The organism is Streptomyces sp. NBC_00104, from assembly GCF_045160825.1.
In the GTDB taxonomy this organism is placed as follows: Bacteria; Actinomycetota; Actinomycetes; order Streptomycetales; family Streptomycetaceae; genus Streptomyces.
Genome location: NZ_CP108215.1, coordinates 3183068 through 3200674 on the forward strand (window position 1 = coordinate 3183068; position 17607 = coordinate 3200674).

Genomic DNA, 17607 nt, shown 5'->3' on the forward strand with positions numbered 1-17607 from the left:
TCGCCTCATTGAGATCCGGGTCCAGGTCATGCACGGCTTCAGTGGACTCGGTCAGTACGGCCTCATCCCCAGCGTCGTCCGCAGGAACCTGGAGGCCGGTGTGCTGGTCACCGGCGGCGCCGCCCCGCAGAGGGCCGCCGAGCACATACGGGAACTGCAACGACGGGGCGTGCTGAGGCCCCTTCCGGGCTGACGGGTTCGCCGACTGTTTCAGGGAACGACGGGTGTGTCCTCCATGGGGCGGCGTGCTTCTGCGAGAGCCACGGCATGGACGAACCACTCGAATACCCTGCAGAGCTCTTCGCTGTGGGCCGCGAAGACCTCCAGAGGGAATGAAGGGCGCAAGTCCAGCTTCGCCTCGGCGAGTTCGATGCCATCGATGGCGTTCAACTTGGTCAGCAGCGCCCGCCGCATCGGCTCGTCGTCGAACGGCGGGCGGCGTTTCAGGTGCTGGAAGACGACCTCCACCGTTCCCGTCACCGGGTACAGGGCGATCGGCCACAGGGTGCGCGAGGCGTGGGCGGTGCCCGCCTCCACCATCGGGAAGCAACTGGTCTCGCTTGCCCTGCCGTAGGCGCGGTAGCCACCCTGCTGCTCCCAGAAGCGAAGCGCGCTCAACACACCGTCCACGGTCTGTGCCGTCTGGTTCTCCCGCAGCTGCGCCTCGAACCGAGTGGCGGCTGTGCGCTGTTCGTCATCCGGTTCTTGAGCCGGCGCCGACTCAAGCGACTCCGACGCGTCCTTACCGAGGAGGATTCCCAGATCCCCGGTGGTCAGCCGGTGGGAGCGGCCGGCTCGACCCGCTCCGTCGAAGGGGATGCCCTCGGCCTCCAGCAGGTCCCGCGGGTCGCCAGAGTGTTGGTCGTCGGTCCAGCGGAAGCCCGCGGAGACACGGCCGTCCGCGGTCAGGACGCGATACGCGCCATGGACACCGGACTTGGACGCCAGATAGTTGCCGACCGCCACGGCGTGCGTGCCGATGAGGGCGGCGATGGCGCCGTACGTCGTCCAGGTCCCTGCAGGCATCGCGAGGAGCGCTTCCCGCAGTTCCTTCCACCCGGCCCACTCGTCGTCCGCGTGGACCGTGCCCTCGACGGGACCGGGCCACAACCGCACGGCGCGCTCTGCCAGTTCATCGGCGCGGGCCAGAATCTGGGCCCTGCCCCAGCGTTCCTCGGCCGCAATGCTCTGGTTCATCCGCAGGGCGCTGAAGTCCAGGATCTCCTGCTTACGGCGGAAGGGATGGTTCGACAGACGTGCGTTGTCACCGGAGAGCGTGAGATTCCCCAGGGTGTGGACGAGGAGAGCATGCAGCTCCTCCGGGCTCTCGCCGTCCTCGGCCTCCTCGGCAAGCAGGTCGAACCACTGCTGGGCAGGACTCTGCGGCAACACATGTTCCACCGTGAGCTGGGCCTTGTCATAGTCGACCGGCTCGCTCGCGTTGTAGCTCTCCTCAAGTCGGCGCAGCACCTGGAAACGCTGAGTGGCACGGCCCGCCTTGTAGAAGGGGCGATTTCGGATCGCCTCACGAATCGAGTCGTCGCCGGGCCACATGCGCGCTCCGGTCTTGTTCTTCGACAGGAAACGGCGCACGGCTTCTGCGACTGAACCCTCCTTGTCCAACTCCTTGGGAAGCTCCATGAAGACCCGGTTACTGCCTGTGGTCGACAGGCCCGCGAGCAGACGTCGCACCATGTAGCTCTCGGCGTACGCCAGCGCCTCGGCCGCCTCGCGGGCTGTCGCCCGACCGCTGTCCACCAGGTCGAGCAGGTGCAGAGCCAGCGGGTAGTGAGTCTGGCCGCCCCATCGGGACAGCCTCTCCAGCACGTCGCGCAGCTCCGAGTCGGGCTCCCGCGTGGGCTCCAGGATTCGCATGAGCCGCCCCGCCCTCTCGGCGAGCGAGGCGATCTCGGTCTGGAGGGCCGCTTCGTCGTCCGACAGCGGCTCCAATCGCTTCTTCTGGTCGCGGTAGATGTCGCTCTGCTTGGCGCGGCTGTTGCCGGCCACTACCAGGTCGAGCCAGACCAGAAGTTCGAGATTGACGGGCCCGAGCAGTTCCTGCATGGGCAGCCACACATTGCGGTACACGGACTCGCCGCGGGTGGGCAGGCACATGAAGAGGTAGTTGCGCAGCAGGTCGCTCTGGCTCAGGCCGACGCCCGTGTTGTTGATGGACTCGAAGATCCGGTAGACGTTGTCGCCCTCGGCGGCGGTGATCGCGACGATCGACAACAGGTCGCCGAGGACCTTCTCCACGGCGTCAATCCACTCCTCGCCCCCGTTCACCTGCCCTTCGGTGAGGGCTCCGAGGAAGAACCGGTAGGAGGCGCCGACGTTTCCCGGGCCGCCCGCCTTGGGCAGGGACTCGACGCACGCGATGAACGCCTCGCGATCAGCCTGGGTCGGCAGGAGCCGGTAATGGTCGTCGCCGTCCTGGTACCCGTTGACCAGCAGCAGATCGTGGATGCGGTCGGCCTTCTTGGCTGCCCCACGCTCCCGGTGGCGGTCCCGGAGCGCGGTGAAGGCGAGCATGAGAGTGGTGAGCCGTTGCTGCCCGTCGACTACCAGCCAGCGCTGCATTCCGCCTGCGGCGACCCGCTCCGGGGCCAGGACCACTGAGCCCAGGAAGTGGGCAGCGGGCGGCCTGCCATCCAACTGGTCTTCGACCAACTCCTGCACGTCGTCCCACAACTGCTGGAGCTGCTCCCGTTGCCAGCTGTAGGTGCGCTGGTAGAGGGGGACCTGGAACTGCATTTCGCCCTGGACCAGCTTGCTGAACGTGATCTCCCGAGCGTGCACGTACGTCCCTCTCCGCCAGGTTGTCCGGGGCCAGTTCTTCATTGTTCACCATCCGGGTACGGTGATCCGAAGAATCGACGGAGCACATGACCCGGGGGGCTGGGATGGCGACGCTGGGAATCCACAAGGACTTCCTGATGGAGTTCGCCAAGCTGGAGAAGCCGGTCCAGAAGCGCGTTCACGAAGTCTTCGACAAGTTCCGGGAACACCGGCACGCGGGACTCCATCTGGAGAAGATCGAGAAGGCTCGCGACCCCCGCATCCGAACCATCCGCATCAACCAGTTCATGCGCGGAGTTGTCCTGGCCCCCGAGTCGGGAGACAGCTTCCTGCTCCTGAAAGTCATGCCCCACGACGACGCCATCGCCTGGGCCGTCAAGCACCGGGCGACCGTCAACTCCGCCACACAGGGCATCGAGCTACGTGACGACGTCGCCCTTGAGCGGGCGACCGCCGGTGTTCGCGGTCTGCCGCAGGCGACCGACGGGCCGCTCTTCGCTCATGTCTCCGACAAGGACCTGACCAGGCTGGGCATCGACGCCGACCTGCTTCCCCTGGTACGGCACCTCAGCAAGGAGGCCCACCTCGACTCCCTGCACAAGATCCTCCCGGAGCAGCAGTACGACGTACTGGCCGGTCTCGCCGCAGGCATGGAACCGGAGGACGTCTGGCGCGAGGTGGTGCTCGTCCAGCTGGAACAGGCGTCTCTCCCCACATCCCAGCACGCCACTGCCGTGTCGGGCGGCGACCAGTCGGCGACGGCGTCTGTCGGTCAGGACGATCTCTCGGCTGCCATGGCCCGTTCACAGGGCAGGATCGCTCTGGTGTCGGGCCCCGATGAGCTGATGGAGATCCTGTCGCGGCCCTTTGATGCCTGGCGGGTGTTCCTGCATCCGAGCCAGCGGAAGGTCGCCTACCGGCCGTCGTACAAGGGTCCGGCTCGAGTCACCGGCGGCCCCGGCACCGGAAAGACCGTGGTCGCTCTGCACCGTGCACTCCATCTGGCACGGCAGCTCCCGGATGACGCACCCGACGAGTCGATTCTGCTCACCACCTTCACCAGGGACCTCGCAACAGACCTTCGAGGCAGTCTCGAACTACTCATCCCCGACGATCGCCTGAGGGCGAAGATCCGCGTCACCAACGTGGATGCTCTTGCCAACCAGATCGTGAGAGCGAACCGCAGCGGCACCCCTCTGGCCATCATCACTAGCCAGAAGGATGTCGCGGCTCGCTGGGACCGCATCGCGCGGCAACTGGGAATCGACTTCACCGACGTCTTCCTCGACCAGGAGTGGCGGCACGTCATACTCGCCCAGGACCTGCGCTCGCCCGAGACCTACCTGAAGGCATCCCGCAGCGGGCGCGGTACTCCCCTAGGCCCGTTGAAACGCGCGCAGGTGTGGCGCGCCGTCGAAGCCTTCGTCGGGCAGCTGCGGAAAGCCGACGAGTGGACCTTCCTGCAGGTGTGCGCGGAAGCCGCTCGGCTGTTGGAGGAACAGGGAGACGAACGGCCGTACCGTCATGTGGTGATCGACGAGGCACAGGACCTGCATCCGGCCCAGTGGCGAATGCTGAGAGCTCTGGTCCGGTCCGGCCCCGACGACCTGTTCATCGCCGGTGACACTCATCAGCGCATTTACGGCAACAAGGTATCGCTCCGCAGCCTTGGCATTTCGGTCACGGGACGCTCCACCCGTCTGCGGATCAACTACCGGACCACACAGGAGATCCTTGCCTGGTCAACCGAGCTGCTGACGGGTAGGCAGGTCGACGACATGGACGGAGGCGACGAGTCGTTGATCGGCTATCGATCGGCCTTCCACGGCGCTCTTCCGCATACAAGCGGCGCCAAGGACAAGGCCGCCGAACTCTCCGGTCTGGTGGCTCAAGTCAAGGAGTGGAACAGCGCCGGCGTCCTGCCTCGTGAGATCGGCGTTGCCGTGCGGTACATCCAGCTGGGCAAGGAGGTAGGCCGCGCTCTGGACGAAGTCGGTGTGCCGACAACAGTCCTGGGCGGTGGGTCGGGAAGCGGTGACGGGGTTCGGATCGGGACGATGCATCGCATGAAGGGGCTGGAATTCCGCTGCGTTGCCGTCGTCGGCGTCAACGACGGCATCGTCCCCATGCGCAGCGCCGTCACTGCGGAGGACACCGACCCCCAGCAGCACCGAGAGGACATGCTGGGCGAGCTGAGCCTGCTCTTCGTCGCCTGCACTCGGGCCCGAGAGGCGCTCAGGGTCTCCTGGCATGGGCAGCAGAGCCCGTTTCTCGGCACGGTCACGGAGTCGTAGGCGGCGCCACCATGTCGGCCGAGCTTGAATGTGGGGCAGCCAAGATTCAACAACCGTCTACTCAAGGAAGCTCGTCAAACGTTCCGCGGGGTTTCGGTAAGCGCGCAGGGGCGAGGGACAGGCACGCAGTCGTTGGAGCGGCGTAGCACCCTGTCACCCTGGCAGGACGCCAGGGCCATCACGAGCGGCGCAGCTTCGGCGGCAGACGAGTCGGGCTGTACGCCGGGGAGAATCACCGCAACGCTATGACCTGTGCAAACGTGCAGGAAGGACGTTTCCGTGGCTACCTTGATGGCTACGCAAGGAGGCGCCCCACGCCGGAGCGGTCCGGACCGGGGGCTTCGTCGTTCTCGGAGGCGCCGGTTCTGGTGGCTACCGAGGCGGACGGCATCACCGCCGACATGGTGATCACCGAACTCAACCGGCGCGATGTACCGGTGGTCCGGTTCAACCCCGCCGACATCGGCGAGGAACTCGCAGTCTCGCTGGTGGCGGCCTCCGGGACGGGGTAGGGGATACCCCCTCCAGGGCCGCCCGAGGCGGGACGCTCACCGGAATCCGTACTAGAATCTGTACAGAATCAAGCCTCTATATGGGTACGGTGAACAGCATGGAGATTCCTGAGGTCGTGACCGTCAGCGACGCGCGCGCGAGACTGTCGCGGATCCTGACCGACCTGTCGGAGTCCGGCGCGGATGCCGACCCGGTCCTGATCGGCGCCCACCGCAAGCCCCAGGGTGTCCTGCTGTCCGTCGAGGCCTTCGAGGCGCTGAGCGGCCGAGCTGCACGGCGTGCGGCCGTCGCCTCGGCCACCGGCTCCATTGAGGCCGAGGGGCTCCAGGCAACCAAGGCCTCCGACCGCGACACCGAGGCCTACGTGAAAGGCGACCTCGACGCGGACACCCTTGTCGCCCGCGCGATCGCCCGCCACAAGCAGACTTCGGAGCGGCAGGCTGGGTGAACGATCCGTACTCCATGCCCAACGGGGTGCTGCGCAACAAGCTCGGCATCACCGAGCATCAGCCGCTCGCGGCAGCGGAGGCGGACATCACCCGGGCGCGCCTCGTCATGCTCGCCGAACGCCCCCTACCCGGCGCGTACGACCTCGGCCATCTCCAAGCGTTCCATGCCGCGATCTTCGGTGACATCTATCCGTGGGCAGGCGAGTTACGCACCGTGAACATCGCCAAGCGCACACCGTTCTGCCCGGCGAGAAACCTGGTGCCCTACGCCGGAGAGGTCTTCGGCCGGCTCGCCTCCTCCGGTCAGCTGCGGAATCTCCCCCGGCAGGAATTCGTCATCCAACTGGCCACGTTGTACGGCGACCTGAACGTCCTCCACCCGTTCCGCGAGGGCAACGGCCGTGCCCAGCGGGCGTTCCTTGCCCAACTCAGCGCCGACGCGGGATACGCCCTGAACTGGTCGAGCTTGGACCCTCAACGCAACGAGGACGCTTCGGTGAAGAGCTTCCTCGGTGACAACAATCTGTTGGAGCAGCTACTCGAAGAGCTGGTCACCACGGGTTGACGCCCATCACACCGGCTGGCAAGGAAGCCCGGAACAGGGCGGCGCCCCTTGGGAACCGCCACGGGGCGCCGCACTCCGCGCATGTTTTCCGGGGGCTAGTGGGGGGTGTGATCTTCAGGTGGGGAATCCGCCGTGGGTCAGGCCGCGCTGGGAGGAGAACCCGCTCCTCGCCGAGCACGAGCCCTGGTTCATGCTCACGGAGAAGCCGACGCGGGCCGAAAGGTCGCGACGGCGGAGCGAGTTGCTGGAGGCAGGGCCCGTACGGCGCTACATGCTGCGCGAGACGCGTGGCGCTCGCATCGAACGGCACTCCCGCCATCCCAGCGACTCAGAGCCACCCCACGAACCGGAGAAGCGCCATGACTGGCTAGGCGTTCACCGGTGAGATCGATGCCGACGACTTCGGGTGCCGGGTCGTACCCGCTGAGTCAGGTCCAGTCGAGAATCCTCCGCACAACGCCCGTGACTGCCCGTCTGATCCACCCGAACAGTCCTGCCGCCACGGTCACATCGACTCCTGCCACGGCCGCGTCCGCCCGGGCCGACCCGGCGCGACACCCGGGACAGGAACGAGGCCAACGGCGCTTTCGCACGCCGCACTTCCTGCATATCGCCATGCTCCGATCCTCCTTGATCCTCCTTGATCCTCCTTGATCCTCCTTGATCCTCCTCCATCCTCCTCGAGCTTCGCCGTTCTGATCATCTGTCAGCCAGGTGGCTCGCGCGGGTGCCCTATGGCAATCAGACCGGCCTGGGGGCAGACAACAAGGGAGCATCGGTGGTGCTTATGTCGCCTGCGAAGAGGGACCCGCCGATGCTTCCGGAGGCGGCCGCACCGGCCCTGTAGTCCCAGCTCGGTACAACTCAGAGGTGTGGCTCATCCGGTGCGACACGCGCAACGCAGTGTCGAGTCAGCCAATGGAGGAGAAGCCGCCCGAGCCGCCCTCGCGTGCGTCGAGCAGCTCGTCCCAGTGCTCGGTCGCCCATCGGCACGCGGCGGCCAGCGGCTCCAGCGTGCTGCGGCCCAGCGGTGTCAGCGCGTACTCCACCCGCAGTTTCGGGTCGGCGTGCACCGTGCGTGACACGAACCCGTTCCGCTCCAAGCCGCGGAGCGACTGGGTGAGCGCCTTCGGGGTGACGCGGCCCAGTGGCACGCGGAGTTCGGAGTATCTGCGCGGGCCGTCTTCCAGGCAGCGGAGGACCAGGGGTGCCCATTTGTCACCGAAGCGGAAAGGCAGCAGCGAGGACGGGCACAGCTCGTCGAACAAGTCGGGTGGCAGCGGTGGCCGTTGGGTCATGAGGGGCTCCCGTCTCCGGTCTTGGTATCCATCTGGTGACCGACCTTCTGGATATCTTCCGGAGCATCGACTCGACGGGCGGTATTCCGACGTTGGGCAGGATCGTGGTTTTCGGGGCGGGCGGCTGCCCGCCTGCTCGGCAACCTCACCGATCCGTATCCGTGCTCCTCTGGCCGGAAGGCTGCCGGCTTGCCGATTTACGCCTCACGTCGACGTCAGGTTGAGAGTAACGGGCGTCGATTGAACACCATCATTTCGACCTATAAAGGTAAGGCAGGACATTATGCGTGCAGCCCGCTTCCATGAATACGGCGCAGCGGAGAGCCTGGTGATCGAGCAGGCCCCCGCCCCTCGCCCGGGACTTGGTGAGATCCGTGTCCGCGTCGCGGCGGCCAGTGTCAATCCCATCGACTGGAAGCTGCGCGCCGGCGCCCTGCACCAGCTGATTCCCCTGGAGCTGCCCGCCATTCCCGGGCGCGACGCCGTCGGCGTGGTCGACGAAATCGGTGACGGAGTGCAGGGGGTGAGCATCGGCGACCGCGTTTTCGGGCTGGGCGGTGTCACCGGCGCAACCGCAGAGCTGGTCATCCTCTCGGCCTGGGCCCAAGCCCCCGACACGTGGAACGATGAGCAGGCCGCGGGCGCCGGTCTTGCGTCTGTGACCGCGATGCGTGGCCTGAACGCGCTCGGCTCCCTCGCGGGGCGCACCCTTCTCGTCGAGGGAGCCGCCGGAGGCGTGGGCAGCGCGGCAGTCGAGATCGCGGTGGCACAAGGTGCCACCGTGATCGGGACAGCCAGCGAACGCAACCACGAGTTCCTCACCTCTCTCGGCGCCGTTCCCACCACCTACGGCCCCGGCCTCGCGCAGCGCCTCTCCGCCCTCACTCCGCACGGCGTCGACATCGCGCTCGACACCGCGGCCTCCGGGTCCCTGGACGACCTCGTCGCGATCACGGGCGACCCAACGCGCGTCGCGACGGTCGCCGACCACGCGGGCGGGCAGCGCCTGGGCACGCGCGTGGTCAACGCGGAGAACGACTCCAACCTCCTGTCCGCAGCCGCAGAACTGGGCCGGCAGGGCCGCTACACACCCCGTATCGAACAGACCTACCCCCTGGAGCGGATCGCCGACGCCCACGCGCACGCCGAGCGCGGACGCACACGCGGAAAGATCGCGATCTGCATCTGAAGCGGGGGCATGACACAGATACGCCAGCCCGCCAAGCGATGATCTTGGTGGGCTGGCACTGACCGTTCAGCGCCGGACGGTGTACGGGCACCTCGGCAAGGCCAAGACCGTGCCTCGCCGGCCGAAGAAGGCCGCAGCCGCGAAGCCCTGAAAGCTACCAGCGAATTACTTGCTCCCTGATGTCCGAGCTAGGACTACAGGCCGTACCCGCATCTCCGACCGCTGACCGCAGCCCACTGATCAGGACGAGTGCCCGCATGATCAGGACGAATGCCCGCAGTGGCCGCGTGGGTGGCTACTTTCGTGGATACCTTCGTGGCTACGTTCACAGCCGCGTGTACCGGTTTGAACCGGTACGGACCGGGGCCTGATGAAGCCCTTCGACTTACGGAAAAGAGCCCCTGACCAGCAACTTCCCTGGTCATAGGGCCCCTGGCGGCAGACGAGTCGGGCTGTACGCCGGGTTCTGTCGCCCGGCTGCCTCGCGGCGGCCGGGGAGACGGCCATCCATCTAGGGCCGGCGTTGCCGCCGGCCTCGTGCGGTCTACCCGCGGACTCGGGCGGGCAGCCCTCGAACGTCCGCGCAGAAGCCCTTTCCTATCCTTGGAAAGGACTCCCTCTTGACCTTGCTCCGGGTGGGGTTTACCTAGCTGCCCAGGTCGCCCTGGGCACTGGTGGTCTCTTACACCACCGTTTCACCCTTACCCAGCGCCTGAGCGCTGGGCGGTTTGTTTTCTGTGGCACTGTCCCGCGGGTCACCCCGGGTGGCCGTTAGCCATCACCCTGCCCTGTGGAGCCCGGACGTTCCTCGGGAAGGTCCACAAGGATCTTCACGCGGCCGTCCGCCCGGCTCGTCTGCCGTGTCGACCATGGTACCGGGCGCCCACCGCTCCTCCGAGCCGTCCTCGGGGACGGCCCCGGAGCCGTCCCCGGGGCAGTCCTTGTCGACGTCCCCGAGGGCAGCCCTTGTCGCCGCCCTCCCCGCCCTCGCCACCTTCGGCGCACTCGATGCCGTCGACGCCGTCGCCACCTTCGGCGCACTCGATGCCGTCGACGCCGTCGCCACCTTCGGCGCACTCGATGCCGTCGACGCCGTCGCCAGGAACGAGCCCGCCAGGATCAGGGCGAAGGAGGCCAGGATTCCGGGGGTGAGGTGCTCGTCCAGGAAGAGCGCGCCTGCCGCTACCGCCACCGCCGGGTTGACGTACGTGAAGACCGTGGCACGCGTCGGGCCGACCTCTCGGATCAGTTCCAGGAAGGCCACGAAGGCCAGGGCCGTGCAGATCACGCCCAGGGCCGCCAGCGCCATCAGGGCGGGGGGCGAGGGAAGGGTGGGTGGGCGGGTCAGGGCTGCCGCGGGGGCGTAGACGAGGGCCGCGAGGAGTAGGACCGGGGCTATCAGCTGGAGGGTGGGGACCTGCTTGAGGTGGCGGGCCATGATCAGGGGGGCCGTGGCGTAGCCGATCACCGTGATCAGGACCTCGGTGAGGGAGAGGACGTTGCCGCCGGTGAGGTGCGGGATGGTGAGGACCGCTACGCCTGCGAGGCCCAAGGCCAGGCCGGTCATGCGGCGGGCTCCCAGGTGTTCCGTGTCGCCGAAGAAGCGGGCCAGGAGCACGCTCACGATGGGGACGCCCGCGATGAGGAGGCCGGCCGTGGAGCTGGAGAGGTGGCGTTCGGCGTCGGTCAGCGTCCACCAGGGGCCGATGACCTCGATCACGGCGAAGGCGAGCATGGGGCGCCAGTGCTGCCGGACCACGCGGGTCAGTCCTCCCCGGCGGATCGCGAAGGGGAGCAGGAGGGCCGCGCCCAGGGCACAGCGTACGAAGACGACCATGGACGGGGAGACCTCGTCCACCGCCACCTTGATCATCAGGTAGGGGATGCCCCAGAGGACTCCCATCAGGGAGAAGAGGAACCAGCCGCGTGCAGTCATGGGGTGAGTTTCGAGGCATGGGGCGCCATCCGTCTTGAACGCTGTTGCGCGCCCGCTGCCCCCCGGTGTCTCTACGGCCGCACGCTCGTCCGATACGCCGTCGGCGTCACCCCCAGCACCCGTCTGAACCAGCGCGTCATGTGGGCCTGGTCCGCGAACCCCACCTGCCCGGCGACCTCCGCCGGGCGAGCGCCGGCCTCCAGCAGCCCCCGGGCTCGGCTCACCCTGTGCTGGGCCAGCCAGGCGTAAGGGGGCATGCCCATGGTCGTGCGGAAGGCTCGGAGGAGTTGGTAGCGGGAGAGGCCCAGGTCGGTGGCGAGGTCGGCGAGGGAGGGTGGGGCGAGGAGTTCGTCGGCCAGGCGGTCGCGTACGGCGAGGGCGATCGTGTCGGCGCCGGGGATCGCGTCGGGGGCTGCGCGGGACGTCGAGTGGCGGCGGGCCAGGGCCGTGAGCAGCCAGGGGAGGCGGGACTCTGCTTCCAGGGGGTCGGGGCAGGTGCTCAGCTCGGTGTGCGCGATGCGCAGGGCGGCGGCGAGTTCGGGGTCGTGCAGGAGGGGCTCGCGGAAGTGCGGGGTGCCGCCGAGGATGCCGTCGGTGAGGAGGGCGGGGGCCGGGTAGAGGGCGCGGTAGGCGTACGTGCCGAAAGCCGATTCGCCGGTGTGGACCTCGCCGGGGGCCAGGACGACGATCGAGCCCTCCCCCACCGTGAGGGCGCCGCCCCGGTAGTCGATGCACGAGGCGCCCTGGACGCAGATCCCGATGCTGAATTCCTCGTGGGTGTGCGGGGCGTAGCGGTGGTGGTCGAAGCGGGCGGTGAGGAGGTCCAGGGAGCGGTCGGGGCGGCCGAGGGTGGCACGGGTCCACCGGGTCTCGCCGCGTGGGTTCACCTCTGCCTCGCCCCCTTCGCCGGTCCCCCAGGCTACCCCCGGCGGGGTCGGTGTCGGCGTCAGAGGAAGTCCGAGGTCTCCAGGTCGAAGGCGAAGGGCTCGGGGAGGGCGAGCGGCTTGCCGAAGGGGACGGTGCAGCGCTGGCGGTAGTCCTCCTCTCGGGGATCGCTGAGGAGTGTCACCTCTGACGTGTCACGGTCGATGAGCAGATAGAACGGGATGCCCCCGCGGGCGTAACAGCGGCGCTTGACCTCGCGGTCGGCTTTGGGCCTGGTGGAGGTCACCTCCAGCACCATGGCGACGCCCCGGCAGGGCATCCAGGGGTCGGCGCCCCTGTAGAGGCGCAATACCTGGGGTGCAAACGTACCGTCAGGAATCACGTGTTCCTTCGGACAGCCCTCCGCCTTTCCCAGCTTCAGCCCCTTGTTCCCGCTGAAATCCATATCGGTCCGGGAACGCCTGATCACCTGTCTCATGATCAGATTGATGTAGTCCTCGTGGTCCCCGTCCGGCGGCGGCGTCACAACGATCTCCCCCTCGATCAGCTCCGCCCGGAATCCCTCCGGGGTGTCCAGGGCGAGAAAGCCCTCCAGCAGGACGTCTTCCTGCGAGAGCGGCTCATGGGCCATGGCAGTCATGTCACGCCCCTCCTTGTTCGGTCGCTCGCCAGACTGGGACATCGGCTGATCACCTGGCCGTGAGATCGGGAACCGTTCCCTCGATCGTGGCACATGATCCCGGTCACCGTCAGTCGCCGTGCCCGCCGCTTGACCCTGCCGCAGCGTCAACGTTTCTACTGGTCGCATGCGGATCGGAGAACTGGCCGCGGCCGTCGGTGTCACGCCGCGGGCCGTGCGGCACTACCACCACCTCGGGCTGTTGCCGGAGCCGGAGCGGCGGCCCAACGGGTATCGGGACTACACGTTGCGGCACGCGGTCGTGCTGGCGCGGATTCGGCGGCTGACGGAGCTGGGGCTCGGGCTCGCCGAGGTACGGGACGTGCTCACTGACGATGCCGGGCGTGAACTCGTCGAGGTGCTCGGGGAGTTGGACGAGGATCTGGCTCGGCAGGAGAGCGCGATCCGGGAGCGGCGGGACCGGTTGCGTGTCCTGATGGAGGACGCGAGGGCGGGGCGGCTGCCGGCCGAGGGGCCGGTGTCGTCCGAACTCGTCGCGTTCTTCGGGAGGTTCGGGCCCGTCCCCGAGTCCCCGATGGCCGCCAAGGACCGGGAGATGTTCGCACTCCTGGAGACGACCGCGACACCCGAGGTACGGGCGGAGATGCTCGCCGGGTTGGAGAGCATGATGGCGGTTCCCGGTGCGGTGGAGCGGGTGCACGAGGCGTACGCGCTGCTCGACGCGCTCGCCGATGCCGAGCCGGACGACCCCCGGGTGACGAAGGCGGCCCGCGTGCTGGCTGGCCTCATCCCGCCCGACATGATCCCGCCAGACACCAACACCAACACCAACCTCGACAAGGGCGCCAACGGCACTGGCACCAGCACCGGTGCTGGCACCGGTGCCAGCACCGGCAGCTTCCTGCGCGCCTTCTACTCCGACTTCGCCCCGGCCCAGGCGGAGGCCATCCGCCGCACGCTCCGGATACTGAGGGAGGACCGCCCATGAGCCGGGTGGGGAGCATCCATCGAATCGCCCGCGCCCTCGTACGTCATGAACTCCTGCTGCTGGCCGGCCTGTTGCGCTGGGTGGCGCGGCGGCCGCACGGGGTCGGGGGAGGCGGGCGAGCCTTCGGGTACGCGCGGGGGCAGGGGGCCATGATGTTCGGGTTCGGGTTCGTGTGTGTCGTCGAGACCGTGACCCTGTCCGTCCTGCTGCGCGACTTTCCGCTCGCGCACGGGGTCTTCCTCGTCCTCGACCTCTACACGATCCTCGTCGTCGCCGGGCTCCACGCGGCCTCCGTGACCCGCCCCCACGTCCTCACCGGCACGACGCTGCGGCTGCGCCGCTTCGCCACTGTGGATCTGTGTGTGCCGCTCACCGCCGTCACGTCGGTCCGCCGTGAGCTGCGTACGACGCACGAGAAGCGGGACGGCGAGCTCAACATGGCGGTCGGTTCACAGACCACCGTCACCGTCGAACTGGCGGCACCCATCGGGTACTTGACCTTCTTCGGCCGTCGTAGGGAGGTATGCCTGGTGCGCTTCCACGCCGACGATTCCACTCAACTCGTGGGGATCGTGCGGGAGTTCATCGGAGCGGTCACGCCGGAGCGAACCGCACCTTCTTCACTCCCGGCTCGGCCTGCGTGAGCCGTACCCGTAGCCCCTCCCCCAGAGGCAGCGGGCCGCCAGGCGCCCCCACCAGGCGGCCGATGACTGCCGGGGACGCCAACTGCACGGTTCCGACGGACAGTTGGTCCTCCTCCACGTCCACCACGCACCCCTCGAAGATTTCCCCCACCCGGTCCTTGAGCAGCGCGGCCTCGACGATGTCCACGCATTCGCGCTCCACGCGTCCGGCCAGCCGGGTGCCCTCGGTCATCTCGTCGGGGAGGGTGTCGAAGGCCGCCAGGACCCAGTCGGGGGCCGGGGTGCCGGCTGCCGCCGCGAGGCAGATCTCCGAGGCGTAGCGGTCCACGAGGCGGCGTAGGGGGGCCGTGCAGTGGGCGTAGGGGGCGGCTACGGCGGAGTGGGTGGTGATGTCGGGGAGGTCGCCGTCGCGGAACGGGGTGTAGTGCGCGCCGCGCAGGAGGGTTGTGCACTCCAGGAGGAAGGCGGCGTGGCGGGGGTCGTGCGGGTCGAGGGAGCGGACGAGTTGCGCGTACGAGACGTGGTGCGGCCAGTCGATGCGCAGGGCTTTGGCGGTACGGCGGAGACGGCCGACGGCGCCGTCCGGGGCGGCTGGGAGGGTGCGTAGTACGCCTGTGCCATGGGCCAGCATCAGTTCGGCCGCGGCCATGCCCGTGAGGAGGGAGATCTGGGCGTTCCAGCCGTCGGCGGGAAGGGGCGCCCGGTAGGCCAACTGGTAGCTCTCGCCGCCATCGCCCGGGGCGCCGTGCTCGATGATCTCCTGCTCGGGGATGTTGAGGGAGATGCCTCCGCGTTCGACTTCGAGGCGCTCGCGCAGTCGGCCGATCTCCTTCAGCAGGGCGACCGGCTCCTCGGCGGTGCCCGCGTCGATCTCCTTCTGTACGCCGGCGTAGTTCAGCTTGGCGCTGCTGCGTACGAGGGCCCGGCGGACGTCGACGGTCTCGGTGCGGCCGTCCGCGTCGAGGTCCAGCGTCCACAGGACCGCCGGGCAGGTGTGGTCCGGGAGGAGGCTGGCGGCGCCCTCGGAGAGGCAGGCGGGGTGCAGGGGGACCTTGTCGTCGGGGAGGTAGAGGGTCGTCACCCGGCGGTGGGCCTCGGCGTCGACCGCGCCGCCGGGGGTGACGAAGGCGGCGACGTCGGCGATGGCGTACCGGACGCGGTAGCCGCCGGCGCCCGGGCCCGTGGCCGGCCGTCGCGACAGGTGCATCGCCTGGTCGAGGTCGATGGAGGTGGGCGGATCGATGGTGAAGAGGGGGATGTCCGTGGCGTCGTACGACGGGAGACGCGGGTGCTTCGCGGCGTGCTCCGCCTCGACGAGGACCTGGAGTGGGAAGGCGTCGGGCACACCGAGTTCCGCGCGCAGCGCGCGCAGGGCCGCACGCAGGGGGGCCTCGGCGGCGCCCTTGACGTGGAGATGGCGGCGGGGCATGGGTCGAGCGTAGGACGGGGTGGGCGGGACGGCACCCCGGCGGTTCCTCCGGACGGGGGGCGGGACGGCACCACGGCGGTTCCTCCGGACGGGGGGCGGGACGGCACCCCGGCGGTTCCTCCGGACCGGGGGACGGGACGGCTGCGTCTGCCTCGGCGTCCACCTGGGCATCGGCATCCACCGAGAGTCCGCCTCCTCACACCGCCCAGGCCGCCCTGGCATGCCCCCTCCCCCACGCCTCCCCACCACCCTGGCAGGCCCCCTCTCCCCACCCCGTACGCTGTCGCGGAGCCCCGAGAACCCCGAGAACAAGGAGCGAACGTGCTCGTCCTGCTGCCGCCGTCCGAAGGCAAGGCCCCCTCCGCGGGTGGGGCCCCGTTGAAGCTGGAGGGGCTGTCGCTGCCAGCGCTCACCGGGGCGCGGGAGGCGGTGATCGCCGAGCTGGTGGAGTTGTGCACCGGGGACGAGGACAAGGCGCGTGAGGTGCTCGGCCTGAGTGAGGGGCTGCGCGGGGAGGTCGCCAAGAACGCGGAGTTGCTGACGGCGGGGGCGCGGCCGGCCGGGCAGGTCTACACGGGCGTGCTGTACGACTCCCTCGGCCTGGCCACCCTGGAGACCGCCGCGAAGCAGCGGGCGGCGCGTTCGCTGCTGGTCTTCTCGGGGCTGTGGGGCGCGGTCCGCGTGACGGACCGCATCCCCTCCTACCGTTGCTCGATGGGCGTCAAGCTGCCCGGCATCGGAGCGCTCGGCGCCCACTGGCGTACGCCGATGGCGTCGGCCCTCCCCGAGGCCGCCGGCGACGGACTCGTGCTCGACCTGCGCTCCTCGGCGTACGCGGCCGCGTGGAAGCCTAAGGGTGAGGTGGCCGGGCGGACCGCGACCGTACGGGTACTGCACGCGCCCACCCGAAAGGTCGTCAGCCACTTCAACAAGGCGACCAAGGGCCGGATCGTACGGAGTCTGCTGTCGGCCGGGATCGCACCCAAGGGCCCGGCGGAGCTGGTGGAGGCGCTGCGGGACCTCGGGTACGTGGTGGAGGTGGAGCCTCCCGCCGGGGCGGGGACCGGGAAGGCGTGGACGCTGGACGTGCTGGTGGCCGAGGTCCACTGACCCTCGCCCCCTCGCCCCCTCTCTCCTCGCCCCCTCTCTCCTCGCCCACTCGCCCCTTGCCCACTCGTTCCTCCCCTCCCCTCCCCTCCCCTCACAAGCGTTGCAGAATGCGCAACGCTCGTTGTACATGCTGTACCCCCGAGGCAGGATGGCGGCATGCCCTCGTCGCTGCCCCCGTCCTCGCGCGCGTCCGTCCTCGACCTGGTGCCCGTGCTGCCGGTGGTCGTCGTCGACGACCCCGTCGACGCGGTGCCGCTCGCGCGGGCGCTGGTCGCGGGCGGGCTGCCGGCGATCGAGGTGACGCTGCGGACGCCGGGAGCGCTGGACGCCGTACGGGCGATCACGGCGGAGGTTCCGGCGGCGGTGGTCGGGGTGGGGACGGTCATCACGCCCGCTCAGGTGACGGAGTCCGTCGCGGCGGGCGGGCGCTTCCTGGTCAGTCCGGGCTGGACGGACGTACTGCTGGAGGCGATGCGGGCGGCCGGGGTGCCGTTCCTGCCGGGGGTGTCGACCACGTCGGAGGTCGTGGCGCTGTTGGAGCGCGGGGTGCGGGAGATGAAGTTCTTCCCGGCGGAGGCGGCGGGCGGTACGGCGTATCTGAAGTCGCTCGCCGGGCCTCTCCCACAGGCACGGTTCTGCCCCACCGGCGGGATCGGGCCGGCCAACGCGCCGGACTATCTGGCCCTTCCCAACGTCGGCTGCGTGGGCGGTACTTGGATGCTGCCGACCGATGCCGTGGCCGCGCGGGACTGGACGCGGATCGAGGCGCTGGCACGGGAGGCGGCGGTGCTCAAGCCCTGAGACAGCGGCGCTCAAGCCCTGAGACAGCGGCGCTCAAGCCCGAAACGAAGGCACCCAGCCCCCAGGA

The 17607-nt window shown here is 69.0% G+C and carries 15 protein-coding genes, 1 other RNA gene and 1 pseudogene; 10 read left to right on the plus strand and 7 right to left on the minus strand.

The features are described from left to right. Positions 1 to 28: 28 nt before the first annotated feature. The gene (locus OG272_RS13795) at positions 29 to 193 is read left to right on the plus strand and encodes a hypothetical protein (protein WP_326583220.1); all 165 of its coding nucleotides are present in this window, start codon (positions 29 to 31) and stop codon (positions 191 to 193) included. A gap of 17 nt (positions 194 to 210) precedes the next feature. On the opposite strand, the gene OG272_RS13800 is transcribed toward OG272_RS13795, so the two are convergent. Then, positions 211 to 2799: a DUF262 domain-containing protein gene (locus OG272_RS13800; protein ID WP_405893455.1), complete on the minus strand. Its 2589-nt coding sequence runs from the start codon at positions 2797 to 2799 to the stop codon at positions 211 to 213. A 104-nt stretch (positions 2800 to 2903) separates the two neighbouring features. Here OG272_RS13800 and OG272_RS13805 point away from each other — a divergent pair, with 104 nt between their 5' ends. The 4 genes from OG272_RS13805 (at position 2904) to OG272_RS13820 (ending at position 6620) form a co-directional block, all read left to right on the plus strand. Next, complete coding sequence (locus tag OG272_RS13805) at positions 2904 to 5093, plus strand: UvrD-helicase domain-containing protein (RefSeq protein ID WP_405893457.1); 2190 nt, start codon at positions 2904 to 2906, stop codon at positions 5091 to 5093. A 368-nt stretch (positions 5094 to 5461) separates the two neighbouring features. Further along, a complete protein-coding gene (locus OG272_RS13810; protein WP_405896145.1) occupies positions 5462 to 5605 on the plus strand; it encodes a hypothetical protein in 144 nt (47 codons plus the stop codon). Between the two features lie 98 nt (positions 5606 to 5703). Continuing rightward, positions 5704 to 6054: a type II toxin-antitoxin system Phd/YefM family antitoxin gene (locus tag OG272_RS13815; protein WP_326583217.1), complete on the plus strand. Its 351-nt coding sequence runs from the start codon at positions 5704 to 5706 to the stop codon at positions 6052 to 6054. Next, the gene (locus tag OG272_RS13820; RefSeq protein ID WP_405893460.1) at positions 6051 to 6620 is read left to right on the plus strand and encodes a Fic/DOC family protein; all 570 of its coding nucleotides are present in this window, start codon (positions 6051 to 6053) and stop codon (positions 6618 to 6620) included. The genes OG272_RS13815 and OG272_RS13820 overlap by 4 nt, the downstream gene beginning before the upstream one ends. 911 nt (positions 6621 to 7531) lie before the next feature. On the opposite strand, the gene OG272_RS13825 is transcribed toward OG272_RS13820, so the two are convergent. Continuing rightward, positions 7532 to 7918: a helix-turn-helix domain-containing protein gene (locus tag OG272_RS13825; protein ID WP_326583215.1), complete on the minus strand. Its 387-nt coding sequence runs from the start codon at positions 7916 to 7918 to the stop codon at positions 7532 to 7534. A gap of 283 nt (positions 7919 to 8201) precedes the next feature. On the opposite strand from OG272_RS13825, the gene OG272_RS13830 reads away from it, so the two are divergent. Continuing rightward, entirely contained in the window at positions 8202 to 9107 is a 906-nt protein-coding gene (locus OG272_RS13830; RefSeq protein ID WP_328222878.1) for an NADP-dependent oxidoreductase, read from the plus strand. Between the two features lie 439 nt (positions 9108 to 9546). Here OG272_RS13830 and rnpB read toward each other — a convergent pair. The 4 genes and pseudogenes from rnpB to OG272_RS13850 form a co-directional block, all read right to left on the minus strand. Next, positions 9547 to 9961: RNase P RNA component class A (rnpB, locus tag OG272_RS13835), an RNA gene on the minus strand. Between the two features lie 233 nt (positions 9962 to 10194). Further along, a pseudogene (locus OG272_RS13840) lies at positions 10195 to 11043 on the minus strand (DMT family transporter); the annotation flags it as partial. Between the two features lie 71 nt (positions 11044 to 11114). Continuing rightward, positions 11115 to 11930 carry an AraC family transcriptional regulator gene (locus tag OG272_RS13845; protein ID WP_328222880.1) on the minus strand — a complete coding sequence of 272 codons (816 nt, stop codon included), beginning with the start codon at positions 11928 to 11930 and terminating at the stop codon, positions 11115 to 11117. Between the two features lie 59 nt (positions 11931 to 11989). Next, on the minus strand, positions 11990 to 12568 hold the full coding sequence (locus OG272_RS13850; RefSeq protein ID WP_327730004.1) for a Uma2 family endonuclease: 579 nt from the start codon (positions 12566 to 12568) through the stop codon (positions 11990 to 11992). A 166-nt stretch (positions 12569 to 12734) separates the two neighbouring features. On the opposite strand from OG272_RS13850, the gene OG272_RS13855 reads away from it, so the two are divergent. Further along, positions 12735 to 13556, plus strand: a complete 822-nt coding sequence (locus OG272_RS13855) for a MerR family transcriptional regulator (protein WP_405893463.1) — start codon at positions 12735 to 12737, stop codon at positions 13554 to 13556. Continuing rightward, positions 13553 to 14200 (plus strand): hypothetical protein, encoded by a 648-nt coding sequence (locus tag OG272_RS13860; RefSeq protein WP_327730002.1) that lies wholly within the window; start codon positions 13553 to 13555, stop codon positions 14198 to 14200. Before OG272_RS13855 ends, OG272_RS13860 begins: the two co-directional genes overlap by 4 nt. On the opposite strand, the gene OG272_RS13865 is transcribed toward OG272_RS13860, so the two are convergent. Then, positions 14151 to 15629, minus strand: coding sequence for an RNB domain-containing ribonuclease (locus tag OG272_RS13865; RefSeq protein ID WP_327730001.1), 1479 nt, complete (start codon positions 15627 to 15629; stop codon positions 14151 to 14153). The two genes, OG272_RS13860 and OG272_RS13865, sit on opposite strands and share 50 nt — an antisense overlap. A 321-nt stretch (positions 15630 to 15950) precedes the next feature. Between OG272_RS13865 and yaaA the strand changes: the two genes are divergently transcribed. Further along, positions 15951 to 16739 (plus strand): peroxide stress protein YaaA, encoded by a 789-nt coding sequence (gene yaaA / locus OG272_RS13870; RefSeq protein ID WP_405893466.1) that lies wholly within the window; start codon positions 15951 to 15953, stop codon positions 16737 to 16739. 156 nt (positions 16740 to 16895) lie between these two features. Further along, the gene (eda, locus tag OG272_RS13875; protein ID WP_327729999.1) at positions 16896 to 17540 is read left to right on the plus strand and encodes a bifunctional 4-hydroxy-2-oxoglutarate aldolase/2-dehydro-3-deoxy-phosphogluconate aldolase; all 645 of its coding nucleotides are present in this window, start codon (positions 16896 to 16898) and stop codon (positions 17538 to 17540) included. The last annotated feature ends 67 nt before the right edge of the window (positions 17541 to 17607 follow it).